Here is an 18,375-nt window from a genome sequence, read left to right as displayed (position 1 = left end):
TATGAATCGGAGGTCTGTGTCGTCATTAGGTAATTTCCGCTGTGAAAAAGAAAGGATTAACGCACGCTTACAGCCGCTGGCTGCTTTGAAAGCGTAGTCTATTGCAGTGGATAACAAAGATAATCTAATGTTTCGACAAGGCATTCAACGGGGAGAACAGGTGATAAATAGAGAATCAAATGCCGCTCACTCACTCTGTCAGAAACGAAACCTAGAGTGATCTATCGCGAGTAATACTCAGAAATCACGGAGGAAATCGCCCGTAGCACGGAATACAAGGCAATAAAAAGGAGGCCATCGGCCCCCTTCAATTTATTAGTAAAATTAATGATTAATACAAAAAATAGCTTACAGCGCAGTCTGGAAAATGACGCCGTCAGCTTTCTCTGTATATTCACTTAACTTATCGAAATTAAGATAACGATAAGTATCAACCGCAGTCTTATCAACCTGAGCCATATAAGTCTGGTATTCATCCGGCGTAGGTAGACGGCCTAACAAAGCAGCAATAGCCGCCAGTTCAGCTGAAGCCAGATACACATCGGCACCGGTACCCAAACGGTTCGGGAAGTTACGGGTCGAGGTAGAAACTACCGTTGCCCCATCGGCCACGCGCGCTTGGTTACCCATGCACAGTGAACAGCCCGGAATTTCAACGCGCGCCCCACTCTTACCAAAGATGCTGTAATAGCCTTCTTCCGTTAGCTGAGCGGCGTCCATTTTGGTTGGTGGCGCGACCCACAGGCGAGTAGGCAGCTGACCTTTATGTTGATCCAACAGCTTACCGGCGGCGCGGAAGTGCCCGATGTTGGTCATGCATGAACCGATAAAGACTTCGTCGATTTTGCTGTTTGCTACGTCAGACAACAGGCGAGCATCGTCCGGATCGTTTGGTGCACACAGAATAGGTTGAGTGATCTCGGCCAGATCGATTTCGATCACTGCGGCATATTCTGCGTCGGCATCCCCTTCTAACAGGCTCGGGTTAGCCAGCCAGTTTTCCATGCCAGTAATGCGGCGCTCCAAAGTACGGCGATCGCCATAGCCTTCGGCAATCATCCACTTCAGCAATACCACGTTAGATTTCAAATATTCTTCGATCGGCGCTTTATCCAGCTTAATGGTACAACCGGCGGCAGAACGTTCGGCTGAAGCATCGGCCAGTTCAAATGCCTGCTCCACTTTCAGCTCAGGCAAGCCTTCGATTTCCAGAATGCGGCCAGAGAAGATGTTTTTCTTTCCTTTCTTCTCAACGGTCAGCAAGCCTTCCTGAATGGCGTAATAAGGAATGGCATGTACCAAATCACGCAGAGTGATACCCGGCTGCATTTTGCCTTTAAAGCGCACCAGAACCGATTCCGGCATATCCAGCGGCATAACGCCAGTCGCAGCAGCAAACGCCACCAGACCCGAACCTGCCGGGAAGGAAATCCCGATAGGGAAACGAGTATGGGAGTCACCGCCGGTGCCGACGGTATCCGGCAACAGCATACGGTTCAGCCATGAGTGAATGATACCGTCACCGGGACGCAGGGAAACCCCACCGCGGTTCATGATGAAATCAGGCAACGTATGGTGAGTGGTCACATCAACCGGCTTAGGATAAGCGGCGGTATGACAGAATGACTGCATCACCAAATCAGCGGAGAAACCCAGACACGCCAGATCTTTCAGCTCATCACGCGTCATAGGCCCAGTGGTATCCTGAGATCCCACGGAGGTCATTTTAGGTTCGCAGTATTCACCCGGGCGCACACCATCAACGCCACAGGCGCGACCGACCATTTTCTGAGCCAGAGAAAAGCCTTTATTGCTTTTGGCAACCGGCTTGGCCTGACGGAAAATTTCGCTCGGTGGCAAACCTAAGGCTTCGCGAGCCTTAGTGGTCAAACCTCGGCCGACGATCAGCGGAATACGACCACCGGCGCGAACTTCATCCAGCAAAACATCGGTTTTCAGTTCAAATGTCGCCAGCACTTCACCGGTATCGTGCCGACGTACCTCACCCAAATACGGGAAGATATCAATCACATCGCCCATATTCAGCTTGGCAACGTCAACTTCAATCGGTAATGCCCCGGCATCTTCCATCGTGTTAAAGAAGATAGGCGCAATTTTGCTGCCCAAAACCACACCGCCACCGCGCTTATTCGGCACATAAGGAATGTCGTCCCCCATAAACCACAGCACTGAGTTCGTGGCAGATTTACGGGAAGAACCGGTACCCACAACGTCACCGACGTAAGCCAGCGGAAAACCTTTCTTATTCAGTTCTTCGATTTGTTTAATCGGGCCAACGCTGCCCGGCTGATCGGGATAAATGCCTTCGCGAGCATTTTTCAGCATAGCCAGTGCGTGCAACGGAATATCCGGGCGCGACCAGGCATCAGGTGCCGGAGACAAATCATCGGTGTTGGTTTCACCGGTCACTTTAAACACCGTCACGGTGATTTTATCCGCCAGCGCCGGGCGAGACAGATACCATTCCGCATCGGCCCAGGACTGCATGATTTGTTTGGCATGCGGGTTGCCGGATTTGGCTTTTTCTTCCACGTCATAGAAGTTATCGAACATCAGCAACGTGTGAGATAAGGCTTTAGCGGCGATAGGTGCCAGCTTTTCGTTATCCAGTGCATCAATCAGAGGATGGATGTTATATCCGCCCTGCATAGTACCGAGCAACTCGACGGCTTTTTCAGGAGTAATCAGTGGAGAGGTTGCGTCGCCTTTGGCGATGGCGGCCAGGAAACCGGCCTTTACGTAGGCTGCTTCATCAACGCCGGGTGGAACGCGGTTAATCAGCAGGTCTAACAGGAATTCTTGCTCGCCCACAGGCGGATTCTTTAATGCTTCAACCAGCGCGGCCATTTGAGATGCATCCAATGGCTTCGGGGCGATCCCCTCAGCGGCACGCTCGGCTACGTGCTTACGGTATTCTTCTAGCACGACATTCTCCTCGCTTTCATTATCATTTATTTTGCCTGGCTAACCGTTCTCTCCGGTCACCGAAATCGATGCCTAAAGTTGTAGGGTAAGTGCCCGGTTCTGCGCAGCCAGCATATCAGGATCTGAACTGGTTGTTAATTCGTTCACATAAAAGCAACATTAAATTTTTGCTGAATCGTTGAGCACAGTGTAATCACCTGAAAAATTTGTTTGGAATATCAATTCGTGGCTAACCAAGTGGTTTCGGTGATAAATACTCCGCAACATAATAACCATATTTTTGCAATGGATACTATCTCTCCGTGCAGGTTATGTATTGCGGATCAGGCTGATAGGAGTAAGGGTTAGCATAGGGAGCAGAAAATAAGGTCAATCCGATAACGGTCAATTTTTATGGTTAAGAAATCAGGCGGTGGGAGTTTGATAGCCCAAAACCATTTGCTGTTTCACTCGTGAAGTAGCTTTATTTCTAGCCTGTCACTGGGGGTTAACAGATGATTGATTGCGCGGATATTTGTTATCAAAAACTGCCCGTATCGCTACGGGCTATCGATTTTATTCAATAAAATTAACGATTAGAACTGCGTATTCAGGCTAAGGAAGAAAGTGCGTCCCGGTTCGTTATAGGTCGCGGCTCCGGCACCTTCAATACCCGCCACGCTCTGCGCGTTACCCGCACGGAACTGGCGTTTATCAAACAGATTTTCAATCCCAGTAGTGACACTGACATTCTTAGTCAGCGTATAGCTGCCGCTCAGACCAAATACCGCGTAAGGACTGACTTCTCTGGTCGCAGTACCTGTGACCAGATTTCCCTGATAGTCGAATTTCTTCGGTTTTTGGCGACCGTACCACACCACATTGGTCATTAACGATAAATCGTCTGTCGCCTGCCAGCTCAGAGAGCTATTCAAGGTGAACTCTGGCGTGATGGAAAGATAATCCCCGGTGGTTTTGTTCTCCGATTTCAGCATGTAGGTCAGGTTACTGCTCCACTGCACATCATCAGTAACCGGAACCGTCAGGCTGCCTTCCAGACCTTCCACCAGGGCTTTAGGCACGTTTTCCCATTGGAAAATATCTGAATCCACGTAGGCGCCTGTCCCACCGCTGGCATTACCTATTGATATCAAACCCGGCTCAATCTTATTACGGTAATCGTTACGGAAGTAAGTGACACCAGCAATCAGCCCATCCTGATGGAATTCCAGACCGATCTCTTTATTTACGCTGGTTTCCGCCGACAGAGACTCGTTCCCCATTAAATAGCAACTCCCGCCGCCACCGTAACAGCCTTGCCCACGGCTATATAGCAGATAGTCCGGGTTGGTCTGATACAGATTTGGCGCTTTGTAAGCGCGGGCAATACCCATTTTCAGCGTAAAATTATCGCCCAACGCCTGAGAAAGGTTCACCCCCGGGCTCCAGTTGCTCCCTGCTTTGCTGTGATGATCGTAGCGCACAGCCGGCGTCAACATGGTCGTTTCCGTCAGTTCGATATTATCTTCCACAAACAGAGAAGCAATGTGCGCCGATGTGCGCGTATTGCGCCCGGAATCCTTCAAACCGCCTACGCTACCGCCTTCGGTCGTGGTTTGAGTATTGGAGGCTGGATCATGCATTTTCTGATCGTTCCACTCCGCCCCAATGGTCACGACCTGATTTACGCCCCACTCGAACGGCAGATTAACTTCGCTGTGCGCAACGTAATTATCCAGGGTGATGGTATTAAAACCGCGGTTTGAGAAAATACCTTCGGTACCGCCGGCCAAACCTTCACTGATCCGCGAATTTCGGGTTTCTTCATATTGAAGATAAGACGTAGTGCTAACTCCGCTATCCCAGAATCCGCGGTGGGTTGCCGAGACATTCTCACGATACATGCGGTTAGTTTCAGCACCGTACAGGCTGCGCACAATGGCGTTACTGTTGGTATTTTGCGTATCACCAGCGTAAATATTTCCCTGACGGCTATAGCCTGCCTGGAATTCCAGAGACTGACCGGGACTGAAATCCCAGCGCAATAAGCCATTGATATCTTTATTACGTACGCCTTCACGTCCGGCAGGTAAAGTCCCGACCTGATTACCCGTGCGCAATGACTCATGACCGGCGTTGATATCCCACTCATCCGCATCGGTTTTATTGTATCTGCCGTATAAACGGAAGCTGAGCGTATCGCTTAGTGGCCCCATCAGGCTAAAGTCAGTGCGACGGGTCGCCCCTTCCTTACTGTGCTGCGGCACATTCATATAAGCATTCCAGCTACCTTGTAGCTGCTTGTTCGGCTGCTTAGTGATGATATTCACCACGCCACCGGCGGCACCATTGCCATAGCGAGCCGCCGCAGGACCACGCAACACCTCGATTTTTTCTACCATATTGGCGGGAACCCAATTGGTATCACCGCGAGTATCACGCTCGCCGCGCCAGCCGTAACGTACCGCATTGCGACTGGAAACAGGGATGCCGTCGATCATAATCAGGGTGTTTTCCGGCCCCATACCGCGAATATCGATCTGACGGTTATTGCCGCGCTGACCACTGGCGGAATTGCCAGAAAGATTCACTCCCGGCATAGTTCGGATGATTTCGGATAAATCATTGGCCGGCGGCCGTTTGCGTATATCTTCCGCGGTGATAACCGAAGCGCCTAGCGCCTGTCGTACCTGCTGCTCTGCAGTTACCACCAAAGTGTCGCCACTGGCTAGCGCATTGGTTTTTTTCGATGTAGATGTAGCAGTGGCTTCCGGTTGTTCGGTTGACGTGGTATCCGTACCGGTTTTGATATTATTTTGAGCTTGCGCCCACAACGGTGTGGAGAGACACAGGCCGATCATGGCCGCCAGGTAGCGCCGCTGCCATTTGACATTCATCATTATAAAAATTTCCCTAGTGCTGGCGCCCGCAACACATCGCGGCGGAGAGAGTCCCCGACGACTGATTAACGAGCCAACAAAAACAAACAAGATTGATAATTATTTTCATTACCCATTCGGCGCGCTAATTGTTACATTGCGCTACAGGAAAAAGGTTTGTGAAAACGGCAAAGCTCTTTGCCGCAGCGTCAATGTCATCGGGTAAAAAGTATGGAGACAATGCTCAAGGGGGGCTCATCTTGTCTGCGATGAAAAAAAATAGTATGCGCAAGGTTTCGGCTTCTTCTAAACCCATCTATCCCGAGCAAATTGTGCAACAATCCAATTTGGTCGCCAGCGACTATCGTCTAAGCGGAGGGAAATCCTCTGTCACTGACCCGGTGCTATTTGGTGATTTCCAGGTACTGCGCCTCAACCCCCATTTAATTCTGCATACGGCGAATGTCACTAATCTTTACGACATCAAAACGCAGAACTGTCTGGCGCCCTCACTCAAACTGGCTATCGTGGTGAGCGGCAGCGCGAATATATCCTTTGGTGGCAAACCATTAGAGCTACATGAGAAAGGGCCTTCCTCTCTGATTTCTCTCGTTGAGAACACCTTATTTACCCGGCATGGAAAGAAAAATGGTCATGAACGCACTTTAACGCTGACCTTTGACCGCGAATGGCTATATGGGGATTTGCTGCCGCAGGAAGGAGGATGGGAGAAACTGTACGACTTCACTCAGCAACATCTGGCAATTCATTTATGGCAACCATCTGTCCAGGCGATTTCCATCGCCCAGCAAATAGCAAGTGCGCCCCCCTACCGCACGCCACTGGAGCGGTTACGATGTGAAAGCCAGTGTATCGGTCTGATTATCGAGGCATTCAGCTCACTGGAACAATCAAGCCAACAGCAAAACAAAATATCTCTGCGTGGCTTGAATCGGATTCAACAGTTACGTGACTGGCTGGAAAGCGGCGAAGCCGACCAACTTTCACTGCAAGAACTGGCTCAGTCAATTAATATGAGTCCCAGCACGCTGCAACGCCGTTTCCGAGAGAATTATAACGTGACGGTATTTGAGTATTTGCGCCATTGCCGATTGAAGCGCGCCATGCTGGCCTTAAAAAAAGAAGGAGTCAGTATCGATCAAGCCGCTGCCATTGCCGGATATACCAGCTCCGCAAATTTTGCGACCGCACTGCGTCGCACGTTTAATATCACTCCGAGGCAAATTCGTGAAGGTTTTTATCCTTAATTAATATAATACAGTTAATTAATCGTCATACGTAATAGTCATTATATAAAATCAAATCCACTTACCTTATAAATTCAAATTTACAATTCAATGCTAATTTTGAAACCCTAGGCCGTGCTTATAACATTATTTATATTATAAAAGCGTTCTCATCAAATAAGGAGTGAATATGAAATTAACTATAACATTTTCAACTTTATTATTTACAACATTAGCATTGAATATTTCCCATGGACGAGAAGCTCAACCTAGATGGCAATCAAATAAAGAAAGCTGGTCCAATTTTCAGTCACGCCATTGTAAATGGGAACGCGGAGTTCCTTGTAAAACCGTCCCGAAAGATCAGGGGAAAGCACCGCCCAAAACCGACGAAGAAATCGCGTTTGAAATCAGTCTCGGCGTATTAAGTATGGGCCCAACCCCGCAGCCCAGAGGGTTTAAAGTCACCTTTGGTGCCAAGCCCGGAGCGACTACGGCAGCAAAACCCAGAGTCAGTATCGCTAGGCCAGGCTCACAAATCGGAGTCAATCCAGAGCGAACCCCGCTATTACCCGCCGCATCGAAGCCTAAACCCAAAATTTCGGATCGACTACAGAGAGTAAATGGCAAGGTCGGTTTCCTGTTCGGTGATACCCATCCCCCCACTTTAAGTGATGAACCTCCCCCTAAAATCCCCAGAATAAAACCGCCGGATAACAGCAACTCTTCATCAACCGACTCGGCTTCTTCATCCTCTTACGACTCTTCTACTTCGGTAGATGCCTATGATGTTGAAGGGAATCTTATGATGGACAAGAATAGAATTGACCAAATGGCACCGATAACACCTAATGATACTTCAACAATAAAAGAGGAACTTGAAGTTATATATGGAAAAACGAAATTAGATGAATGCAACCTAAATATTGACGATGAAATACAACGCTATAATTCAAACTTTTCACATGAAAAAATAAACTTCCGAGAATACTTTGCCATTAGAAACTTTCAGGAAGATAGATTTGTGGCCATAAATAATGCTCTGAGAAATGGAACCACTAATGATGGTTTAGAAACAGAAATAACGGAAGTCTACACAGCATTAGATAACCATTCTGATATTAATGTCTCATTACGTGAGAGCGGCTATATTATTTCCGAAGAAGAGAGCAGCGTTAGCGAAGTTTACCGAGGGGAAGTCAGAGATCGCGCAGAGTTCTTATCTAAAGTTATACCTGAAGAAACCATTCAAATAGATACATTCTTAAGCACTACCGCGGATGAAGAACTTATCGACCAATTCAATAGTCAAGAGCTGGAAGAGGGAAAAATCAACGTCAGATATACCATAAAATATTTTCTTGAACGCACCAACAGCACTGATATCAGCGAATTACTCGACGAGCCTGGAGAGGAGCGTATCTTCTTGCCTAAAAGCCGTTTCCTTGTCACAAATATAGAAGAATCAGCAGATGGCTCAAGCTTCAAGGTCGACATGCTGGCTCTTACCGATGAACCATTGCCGCCAGTACCGCAGGTTAACTGATTCCGTTCATTGACACATTTTTCCCAATAAAAAACGGCCCCTGAATCAGGAGCCGCTTTAACTAACACATTAGCAATCAGAAATTATTTCTTTTTCGCTTTAGGATTAGGCAGGTCGGTAATGCTACCTTCGTAAATCTCAGCAGCCAAACCAACGGATTCGTGCAACGTCGGGTGAGCATGGATAGTCAATGCCAGATCTTCTGCATCACAACCCATCTCAATTGCCAGACCGATTTCCCCCAACAGTTCCCCACCGTTGGTACCGACAATAGCACCACCGATGATACGGTGAGTTTCTTTGTCGAAGATCAGTTTGGTCATACCGTCTGCGCAATCTGAAGCGATAGCACGGCCAGATGCCGCCCACGGGAAGGTGGAGGTTTCGTAGCTGATGCCTTTCTCTTTCGCTTCTTTCTCGGTCAAACCAACCCATGCGACTTCTGGTTCAGTGTACGCAATGGATGGAATCACTTTCGGATCGAAGTAGTGCTTCATACCGGCGATAACTTCAGCGGCAACGTGGCCTTCGTGAACACCTTTATGTGCCAGCATTGGCTGACCCACGATGTCACCGATTGCAAAGATGTGCGGTACATTCGTACGTAGCTGTTTGTCAACGTTGATGAAACCACGCTCGTCAACTTCTACACCAGCCTGACCCGCATCCAACAGTTTACCGTTAGGTACACGGCCAATCGCAACCAGAACTGCATCGTAACGCTGTGGTTCTGCTGGCGCTTTTTTGCCTTCCATCGTTACATAGATACCGTCTTCTTTGGCTTCTACTGCTGTAACTTTAGTTTCCAGCATCAGGTTGAACTGCTTGCTGATACGCTTTGTGAATACTTTCACTACGTCTTTATCAGCCGCTGGAATCACCTGATCGAACATTTCTACCACATCAATTTTCGAACCCAGAGCATGGTAAACGGTACCCATTTCCAGACCGATGATGCCACCGCCCATGACCAACAGACGTTCTGGGACAGATTTCAGTGCCAGTGCATCCGTTGAATCCCACACGCGTGGATCTTCATGAGGAATGAATGGCAGTTGGATCGGACGAGAACCCGCAGCGATAATGGCATTATCAAAGGTGATGGTGGTTGGACCATTTTCACCTTCAACGACCAAAGTATTCGCACCGGTAAATTTACCGAAACCGTTAACTACTTTGACTTTACGGCCTTTAGCCATACCTGCCAAACCACCGGTCAACTGATTGATAACTTTATCTTTCCAGACACGAACTTTATCAATGTCAGTCTTAGGCTCGCCAAAAACAATGCCGTGCTCAGCCAGCGCCTTGGCTTCTTCGATCACTTTTGCAACATGCAGCAATGCTTTTGACGGGATACAACCCACGTTCAAGCAAACACCACCCAGAGTGGAGTAACGCTCAACCAGAATGGTTTCCAGACCTAAGTCCGCACAACGAAAAGCAGCAGAATATCCTGCTGGGCCCGCCCCAAGTACCACGACCTGAGTTTTAATTTCAGTACTCATCATGACCTCTTAATTGTTTGTCCGGCGGGTCAGACGTCATTTATTAGGCTAATAAAGTTCATAACGCCCTTCATCCACCGGGACGCTTACACTGCGAGCAGTTTACAGAATTGTTAATAGACTGAAAAGCCGCATCGCGTGACGAGTGTCTCAACAACCTTGTCTACTAATGTAACGAGCGAAACAAGGTCGGTTCATAACTATCAGTGATATAACCATAAGCTAAGTAATAATAAGGCCGGCGCTAGGCCGGCCTAAGCTATTACATAACCAGACGGCGAATATCAGCCATAATGGTGGCAATGTAAGCTGCGAAGCGAGCACCTGCCGCCCCATCAATCACGCGGTGATCGAAGGAGAGAGACAGAGGCAACATCAGACGCGGTGCGAACTCTTTACCATTCCAAACAGGTTTCATGGATGATTTAGACACACCCAGGATAGCCACTTCTGGTGCGTTGACGATAGGCGTAAACGCCGTACCGCCGATGCCGCCCAGGCTGGAGATGGTGAAGCAGCCGCCCTGCATATCGGATGCGGTCAGTTTGCCGTCACGTGCTTTCTTAGAGATAACAGACAGCTCGCGAGACAACTCAACGATGCCCTTCTTGTTAACATCACGGAAGACCGGAACAACCAGACCGTTTGGCGTATCAACAGCCACACCAATGTTGATGTATTTCTTCAGCGTCAGTTTCTGACCGTCTTCAGAAATAGAGCTGTTAAAGCGTGGGAACTCTTCCAATGCTTTAGCAGCGGCTTTCATCAGGAACACCAGCGGGGTGATCTTCAGATCCTGTTTCTTCTTCTCAGCTTCAACGTTTTGTTGCTTACGGAATGCTTCAACGTCAGTGATATCCGCTTCGTCGAACTGAGTAACATGAGGAATCATGACCCAGTTGCGGCTCAGGTTAGCACCAGAGATTTTCTGGATACGACCTAATTCCACTTCTTCGATTTCACCGAACTTGCTGAAGTCAACTTTCGGCCAAGGCAGCATGCCTGGTAGACCGCCGCCAGCCGCTGCTGCCGGAGCAGCTTCAGCACGTTTCACTGCATCTTTCACGTATGCCTGAACGTCTTCGCGCAGGATACGACCTTTACGGCCAGTTCCTTTCACTTTCGCCAGGTTAACGCCGAATTCACGAGCCAAACGACGCACGACCGGAGTAGCGTGAACGTAAGCTGCATTCTCCGCGAATTCACCTTTGCTTTCCGCTTTGGCTGCTGGCGCTGCCGCTTTGGCCGGAGCCGCTGCCGCAGGTGCCGCTGCTTGTGGAGCCGGAGCTGCCGCAGGAGCTGCGCCTTCAACTTCGAAGACCATAATCATAGAACCGGTGCTCACTTTATCGCCGGTGCTGATTTTGATTTCTTTCACGGTGCCAGCAAATGGAGCTGGAACTTCCATGGAAGCTTTGTCGCCTTCAACGGTGATCAAGGATTGTTCAGCGGCAACTTTATCGCCCACTTTCACCATCACTTCGGTCACTTCAACTTCGTCACCGCCGATGTCAGGCACTTCAACGTTTTTCGCCGCTGAAGCCGCTGGCGCAGCCGGAGCGGCTGCAGGAGCAGGCGCCGCTGCTGCCGGTGCCGCAGCACCTGCAACTTCGAAGACCATAATCATAGAACCGGTGCTCACTTTATCGCCGGTGTTGATTTTGATTTCTTTCACGATGCCAGCGAACGGAGCCGGAACTTCCATCGAGGCTTTGTCGCCTTCTACGGTAATCAGAGACTGTTCAGCTTCAACGCTGTCGCCAACCTTAACCATGATCTCGGTGACTTCAACTTCGTCAGAACCGATATCCGGTACCGCAACGTCTTTCGCTGCGCTAGCCGCAGGTGCAGCAGCTGGGGCTGGAGCAGCCGCTTGCTCTTCTGCCTTGGCAGGTGCCGCTGAGGCACCTGTAGCGGATTCGAAGACCATGATCAGTTTGCCAGTTTCGACTTTATCGCCAACCGCAACTTTGATTTCTTTCACCACACCCGCTTGAGGTGAGGGAACTTCCATAGAGGCTTTATCACCTTCTACAGCAATCAGCGACTGTTCAACTTCAACGGTATCGCCGACTTTCACCATAATTTCGGTGACTTCAACTTCATCTGCACCGATGTCTGGTACATTGATTTCGATAGACATTTGTTCTTTACCTCTTATGCCAGACGCGGGTTAACTTTATCGGCGTCGATACCAAACTTAGTAATTGCTTCTGCAACTACGCTGGTGTCGATGTCACCGCGTTTAGCCAATTCACCCAGTGCTGCAACCACAACATAAGAAGAATCAACTTCGAAGTGGTGACGCAGGTTCTCGCGGCTGTCAGAACGGCCGAAACCATCTGTACCCAGTACGCGGAACTCGCTGGCAGGAATAAAGTTACGAATCTGTTCAGCGAACAGCTTCATGTAGTCAGTAGAAGCAACCGCTGGCGCTTCGTTCATTACCTGAGCTACGTAAGGTACGCGTGGAGTTTCGGTTGGGTGCAGCATGTTCCAACGCTCACAGTCCTGACCATCACGAGCCAGTTCGGTGAAGGAAGTAACGCTGTACACATCAGAACCAACGCCATACTGTTCAGACAGAATCTGTGCAGCTTCGCGAACGTGACGCAGGATAGCGCCTGAACCCATCAACTGAACCTTGCCTTTCTCGCCGGCCAGAGTTTCCAGTTTGTAGATACCTTTACGGATACCTTCTTCTGCGCCCTGTGGCATAGCTGGCATATGGTAGTTTTCGTTCAGCGTAGTCAGGTAGTAGTAAACATTTTCCTGAGCGTCGCCGTACATACGTACCAGGCCGTCATGCATGATAACGGCTACTTCATAAGCATAAGCCGGATCGTAAGAAATACAGTTAGGGATAGTCAGTGACTGAATATGGCTGTGGCCATCTTCGTGCTGTAAACCTTCACCGTTCAGAGTCGTACGACCTGAAGTACCGCCGATCAGGAAGCCACGCGCCTGTTGGTCACCCGCTGCCCAGCACAGATCGCCAATACGTTGGAAACCGAACATGGAGTAGTAGATGTAGAACGGAATCATTGGCAGATCGTTGGTGCTGTAAGAAGTCGCTGCGGCCAACCATGAAGAAGCGGCGCCCAGTTCGTTGATACCTTCTTGCAGGATCTGACCTTTCTCGTCTTCTTTGTAGTATGCAACCTGCTCGCGGTCTTGCGGGGTGTACTGCTGACCGTTAGGGCTGTAAATACCGATCTGACGGAACAGACCTTCCATACCGAATGTACGCGCTTCATCAGCGATGATAGGAACGATACGATCTTTGATCGATTTGTTCTTCAGCATCACGTTCAAGGCACGAACGAAAGCGATAGTGGTAGAGATTTCTTTGTTCTGCTCTTCCAGCAAGGAGCTGAAATCTTCCAGAGCTGGCATTTCCAGTTTCTGGGTGAAGTTAGGCAGACGGCTTGGCACGTAGCCTTCCAGCGCCTGACGACGTTCGTGCAGATACTTGTACTCTTCGGAATCTTTCTCGAAGGTGATGTATGGCAGTTTTTCGATTTCTGAATCAGCAACTGGCACATTGAAACGATCACGGAAGTGACGAACACCGTCCATGTTCATTTTCTTCACCTGGTGAGCGATGTTCTTGCCTTCAGCCGTTTCACCCATGCCGTAACCCTTAATGGTATGAGCCAGGATTACAGTTGGTTTGCCTTTGGTATCTTGCGCTTTTTTCAGTGCTGCAAAGACTTTCTTCGGATCGTGGCCGCCACGGTTCAGCGCCCAGATTTCGTCATCGGTCATGTCTTTCACTAATGCAGCAGTTTCTGGGAAACGACCGAAGAAGTGTTCACGGACATAAGCGCCGTCTTTGGATTTGAAGGTCTGGTAGTCGCCATCCAGCGTTTCGTTCATCAGCTGAATCAGTTTACCGCTGGTATCTTTACGCAGCAGCTCATCCCAACGACCGCCCCAGATAACTTTCAGTACCTGCCAGCCAGCACCGCTAAAGATGCCTTCCAGTTCGTTGATGATTTTGCCGTTACCGGTAACTGGGCCATCAAGGCGCTGCAAGTTACAGTTGATAACGAAGACCAGGTTGTCCAGTTTCTCACGGGTAGCGATGGTGATCGCACCTTTGGATTCCGGCTCATCCATCTCGCCATCACCCAAGAAGGCGTAAACGGTTTGTGCTGAGGTATCTTTCAAACCACGGTGAGACAGGTATTTCAGGAACTTAGCTTGATAAATGGCGCTAATTGGACCCAGACCCATAGAAACGGTCGGGAACTGCCAGAATTCAGGCATCAGTTTAGGATGCGGGTAAGAAGACAGACCTTTGCCGTGAACTTCTTGACGGAAGTTGTCCATCTGTTCTTGGGTCAGTCGACCTTCCAGGAAGGCACGAGCGTAAACGCCTGGGGAGATATGCCCCTGGAAGTAAACCAGATCGCCGCCGTCTTTTTGGTTACGCGCACGGAAGAAGTGGTTGAAGCAAACTTCGTAGAAGGTTGCAGAAGACTGGAAGGAAGCCATGTGGCCGCCCAGATCCAGATCTTTTTTAGACGCGCGCAGCACGGTCATCACGGCGTTCCAACGGATTGCAGAGCGAATACGACGCTCCAGATCCAGGTTGCCAGGGTAGGCTGGTTCGTCTTCTACTGCGATGGAGTTAACATAGTTGCGGTTCTCAGAACCAGCAGCCACGCTTACGCCGCCTTTACGGGCTTCGCCCAAAACCTGATCAATCAGATACTGAGCGCGCTCAACACCTTCTTCACGGATAACCGATTCAATCGCCTGTAGCCAGTCACGGGTTTCGATCGGATCCACGTCATTAATTAAACGTTCTGACATGGTGGTATTCCTTATCTGTCTCTAATGGTTTATTTGGAGCCTATCTTCCTGTGTTTTAACCAGAGTGATTAAACCAGGTTAAAACACGCGCCCTGGTGAAAGCACCGGAAGATAGGCTCATCAGTTTAGTTGCCGCTTTTAGTGCTCAAAATAAGCACTTAGAACCCATCCCGACTGGGAGAAGCCCTTAATCCTTGCGTTGCTGGAGGCGTCGGAGCGATCGCTCACGGCGACTGTTCTCACGACTAAGATCCAGCAAGATTTCCTCAATAAACGCCAAGTGGCGGTGTGAGGCTTCGCGCGCTTTTTCCGGCTCGCGGGCCACAATCGCCTCGAATATCCCGGCGCGGTGACTGCTTACCGTTGCCAACATTTCGCGGCGCGAGTAAAGCAATTCGAAGTTCTGTTTAACATTCTGTTCTAACATCGGGCCCATGCAACGCAGTAAATGTAACAACACCACATTATGAGCCGCTTCTGTAACAGCCACCTGATACTGCATAACCGCATCAGCTTCAGCGTCTAAATCACCGCTGTCTTGCGCCTGTTGAATCGCAGTATGACATTCACGAATACATTGCAGATCTTCATCTGTACCGCGTAAAGCCGCGTAATACGCGGCAATACCTTCGAGGGCATGACGTGTTTCCAGCAAATCGAATTGTGATTCAGGATGGTCGGCCAGCAATTCTGCCAGCGGGTCACTAAAGCTTTGCCACAGGTTCGTCTGGACGAAAGTACCGCCTCCCTGGCGACGCAGCAGAAGGCCTTTGGCCTCGAGTCGCTGAATGGCTTCTCTCAAGGAAGGTCGGGAAACATCAAATTGCTTCGCCAGCTCGCGCTCAGGCGGTAATTTCTCGCCCGGACGTAGTGTCCCTTCCAAGATCAGGTACTCAAGCTGCTGCTCGATAACATCTGATAATTTGGGTTGGCGTATTTTGTTGTAGGCCATAATTTATGTGAGTCGCGCTGTAAGCCGTATTGAGTGAATTCGTCTCTGCGAATGGCGCTGAGTCAATTGGTAATACCAATTTCAAAAACGTGACGATAAAGTAACAAAGTATTCACTAGCTGTCCATACGGACATTGACCGAAATCATGAAAGCCAGCACATTTTAACAACTTCACTAATGTTATGCCGCAAAGTGGTAACCTATAGGTGGTAATACCATTACTCACCCCCGAAAAATTGTAACGATTATGAAAAGGATAATTAGGCAAGCTGAAGCGTTATAGTTGAGGCATTTGTGATTATTAAATCAATAAAAATGAATTTAAATTCGCCGATAACACTCTTTATTTTATTACCGAGAATATGAGCCCCTGAAAACTGGTTTGACCATTTTATAAATTCTCATTTCACCGAAGAATGTCTATAAAACCGCCGTTTCTCCCTCGCCATTTCTGAAGCCCCCTGAATAGTCACCGGCCTTAGCATTTCTTAAATGCATAAAATACGAGTGATCCATTGAAAAAGCAGATGCAATAATTCTCGCATACCACTATTCTCACGTAATGGGTAGTCATTGGCACTATTATCAAAATGAACACCCGTAAATAAAACAATACAGACAACGGCATTTCAAGATTACACAACACCACAAATAGCGATTTAGGCATTAGCCACAAAGACAGAGGATGCAACGATGAGTGTTCAACAAGAAGGCGCGGAGCTAAAGCGGGGTCTAAAAAACCGCCATATCCAGCTAATCGCCTTGGGCGGCGCAATTGGCACAGGGCTTTTTCTCGGTATTGCACAAACCATAAAAATGGCAGGCCCTTCAGTGCTGCTGGGATACGCCATCGGCGGCTTTATCGCTTTTCTGATCATGCGCCAACTGGGTGAAATGGTCGTTGAAGAACCGGTCGCAGGTTCATTTAGCCATTTTGCCTATAAATATTGGGGCAACTTCGCCGGTTTCGCCTCTGGCTGGAATTATTGGGTACTTTACGTTTTGGTCGCGATGGCCGAACTGACCGCCGTGGGGATTTACGTCCAATACTGGTGGCCGGAAATCCCGACCTGGGTTTCCGCAGCAGTATTCTTCCTCGCTATCAACGCTATCAATTTGGCTAACGTTAAAGTGTATGGCGAAATGGAATTCTGGTTTGCCATCATTAAAGTGGTAGCTATCATCGGGATGATTGTATTCGGTGGCTATTTGTTGTTGAGCGGACAGGGTGGCCCAGAAGCGACGGTCACCAACCTGTGGGCTCAGGGTGGCTTCTTCCCTAATGGTTTCATTGGGTTAGTCATGGCTATGGCGGTGATTATGTTCTCCTTCGGCGGCCTTGAACTGGTCGGCATCACTGCGGCAGAAGCAGAAGATCCCGCGCGCAGCATCCCTAAGGCAACCAATCAGGTTATCTATCGTATCTTGCTGTTTTATATCGGTTCACTTGCAGTATTGCTCTCACTTTATCCTTGGGGAAAAGTGGTTGAGGGCGGCAGTCCCTTCGTACTAATTTTCCATGCTTTGGACAGTAATATTGTCGCTACCGTGCTGAATATCGTGGTGCTTACCGCCGCGTTGTCGGTGTACAACAGCTGCGTTTACTGCAACAGCCGTATGCTGTTTGGTCTAGCCAAGCAAGGGAACGGTCCGAAAGCTTTATTAAAAGTAGATGGTCGCGGCGTACCGGTCATTGCTATTGCTGTTTCAGCCTTTGCGACTGCATTCTGCGTATTGATTAACTATCTGATTCCCGGACGGGCATTTGAATTACTGATGGCGTTAGTGGTTTCAGCGCTGGTGATCAACTGGGCAATGATTAGCCTTGCTCATTTAAAATTCCGTGCAGCGAAAAACCGCCAAGGAATTGAGCCTAAGTTTAAAGCCTTCTGGTATCCCTTCAGCAACTACCTATGCCTAACTTTCCTGGCGGGCATTTTGGTTATCATGTACCTGACACCGGGCATTCAGATTTCTGTCTTGCTTATCCCCGTCTGGGTCGTCGTGCTAGCGGTTGGTTATATGCTGAAAAACCGAGTTAAGCAGAATAAATCTTAATCGCTCGTCGCTGTGCGGCATCTGATTTATAGCGATAAGCACCAACCTTCAGGCCCGCATTCATACTGTGGGTCTGTTTTTTTAATTGCTCATAGAGCAATAAAGCCGCTTACTGAGCTTCATCGAAAGTCATTTGCTTAGTGATTAGTGATTAGTGATTAGTGATTAGTGATTAGTGATTAGCGATTAGCGATTAGCGATTAACGATTAGCGATTAACGATTAACGATTGTTTTCACATGAGAAATTACGCCTAACCTCTCTCGCAACACCAGAGAAAACCAGCCAATTACCGCGGAAATCACCGTATTATAAAGGAGCTTAAAACTCCCGCTGCGGTGACATCTTTACCCATTCCACGGCCATGAGTGTCTGGTATTACCCAAGCCGAAAGCGAACTAATGTGTAGGGGAAATCAGGAGCAAAAAACCATCAGGCT

9 protein-coding genes are annotated in these 18,375 nt (G+C 48.8%); 3 read left to right on the top strand and 6 right to left on the bottom strand.

Annotated elements, in window-relative coordinates; all coding sequences use genetic code 11:
- Window positions 1-348: 348 nt before the first annotated feature.
- Together acnB and DBA33_RS00815 are read right to left on the bottom strand one after the other, a co-directional pair.
- The gene (gene acnB / locus DBA33_RS00820; protein ID WP_120805244.1) at window positions 349-2,946 is read right to left on the bottom strand and encodes a bifunctional aconitate hydratase 2/2-methylisocitrate dehydratase; all 2,598 of its coding nucleotides are present in this window, start codon (window positions 2,944-2,946) and stop codon (window positions 349-351) included.
- A 575-nt stretch (window positions 2,947-3,521) separates the two neighbouring features.
- Window positions 3,522-5,822: a TonB-dependent siderophore receptor gene (locus DBA33_RS00815; protein ID WP_064518453.1), complete on the bottom strand. Its 2,301-nt coding sequence runs from the start codon at window positions 5,820-5,822 to the stop codon at window positions 3,522-3,524.
- Between the two features lie 242 nt (window positions 5,823-6,064).
- Between DBA33_RS00815 and DBA33_RS00810 the strand changes: the two genes are divergently transcribed.
- Window positions 6,065-7,072 carry an AraC family transcriptional regulator gene (locus DBA33_RS00810; protein WP_064518450.1) on the top strand — a complete coding sequence of 336 codons (1,008 nt, stop codon included), beginning with the start codon at window positions 6,065-6,067 and terminating at the stop codon, window positions 7,070-7,072.
- A gap of 169 nt (window positions 7,073-7,241) precedes the next feature.
- Window positions 7,242-8,597: a hypothetical protein gene (locus DBA33_RS00805; protein ID WP_064516457.1), complete on the top strand. Its 1,356-nt coding sequence runs from the start codon at window positions 7,242-7,244 to the stop codon at window positions 8,595-8,597.
- A gap of 83 nt (window positions 8,598-8,680) precedes the next feature.
- Here the strand turns inward: DBA33_RS00805 and lpdA are convergent, their stop codons facing one another.
- The 4 genes from lpdA to pdhR form a co-directional block, all read right to left on the bottom strand.
- A complete protein-coding gene (gene lpdA, locus DBA33_RS00800) occupies window positions 8,681-10,105 on the bottom strand; it encodes a dihydrolipoyl dehydrogenase (RefSeq protein WP_064516455.1) in 1,425 nt (474 codons plus the stop codon).
- A gap of 262 nt (window positions 10,106-10,367) precedes the next feature.
- Window positions 10,368-12,248: a pyruvate dehydrogenase complex dihydrolipoyllysine-residue acetyltransferase gene (gene aceF, locus DBA33_RS00795; protein ID WP_120805242.1), complete on the bottom strand. Its 1,881-nt coding sequence runs from the start codon at window positions 12,246-12,248 to the stop codon at window positions 10,368-10,370.
- A gap of 14 nt (window positions 12,249-12,262) precedes the next feature.
- Window positions 12,263-14,926, bottom strand: coding sequence for a pyruvate dehydrogenase (acetyl-transferring), homodimeric type (aceE, locus tag DBA33_RS00790; RefSeq protein ID WP_064516451.1), 2,664 nt, complete (start codon window positions 14,924-14,926; stop codon window positions 12,263-12,265).
- Window positions 14,927-15,113: 187 nt separating this feature from the next.
- On the bottom strand, window positions 15,114-15,878 hold the full coding sequence (gene pdhR, locus DBA33_RS00785; RefSeq protein WP_049598752.1) for a pyruvate dehydrogenase complex transcriptional repressor PdhR: 765 nt from the start codon (window positions 15,876-15,878) through the stop codon (window positions 15,114-15,116).
- A 694-nt stretch (window positions 15,879-16,572) separates the two neighbouring features.
- Between pdhR and DBA33_RS00775 the strand changes: the two genes are divergently transcribed.
- Window positions 16,573-17,937 carry an amino acid permease gene (locus DBA33_RS00775; RefSeq protein WP_064516450.1) on the top strand — a complete coding sequence of 455 codons (1,365 nt, stop codon included), beginning with the start codon at window positions 16,573-16,575 and terminating at the stop codon, window positions 17,935-17,937.
- The last annotated feature ends 438 nt before the right edge of the window (window positions 17,938-18,375 follow it).

Origin of the sequence: Yersinia sp. IP36721 (genome assembly GCF_003634395.1) — a bacterium.
Classification (GTDB): Bacteria; Pseudomonadota; Gammaproteobacteria; order Enterobacterales; family Enterobacteriaceae; genus Yersinia; species Yersinia entomophaga.
This window is presented reverse-complemented; position numbering and strand designations above follow the sequence as displayed.

Bases quoted from the DNA above. Each gene is read 5' to 3' on its own strand.
- pdhR (WP_049598752.1), bottom strand. From the start codon at position 15,878: ATGGCCTACAACAAAATACGCCAACCCAAATTATCAGATGTTATCGAG.
- DBA33_RS00775 (WP_064516450.1), top strand. From the start codon at position 16,573: ATGAGTGTTCAACAAGAAGGCGCGGAGCTAAAGCGGGGTCTAAAAAAC.
- DBA33_RS00815 (WP_064518453.1), bottom strand. From the start codon at position 5,822: ATGAATGTCAAATGGCAGCGGCGCTACCTGGCGGCCATGATCGGCCTG.
- aceF (WP_120805242.1), bottom strand. From the start codon at position 12,248: ATGTCTATCGAAATCAATGTACCAGACATCGGTGCAGATGAAGTTGAA.
- aceE (WP_064516451.1), bottom strand. From the start codon at position 14,926: ATGTCAGAACGTTTAATTAATGACGTGGATCCGATCGAAACCCGTGAC.
- lpdA (WP_064516455.1), bottom strand. From the start codon at position 10,105: ATGAGTACTGAAATTAAAACTCAGGTCGTGGTACTTGGGGCGGGCCCA.
- DBA33_RS00805 (WP_064516457.1), top strand. From the start codon at position 7,242: ATGAAATTAACTATAACATTTTCAACTTTATTATTTACAACATTAGCA.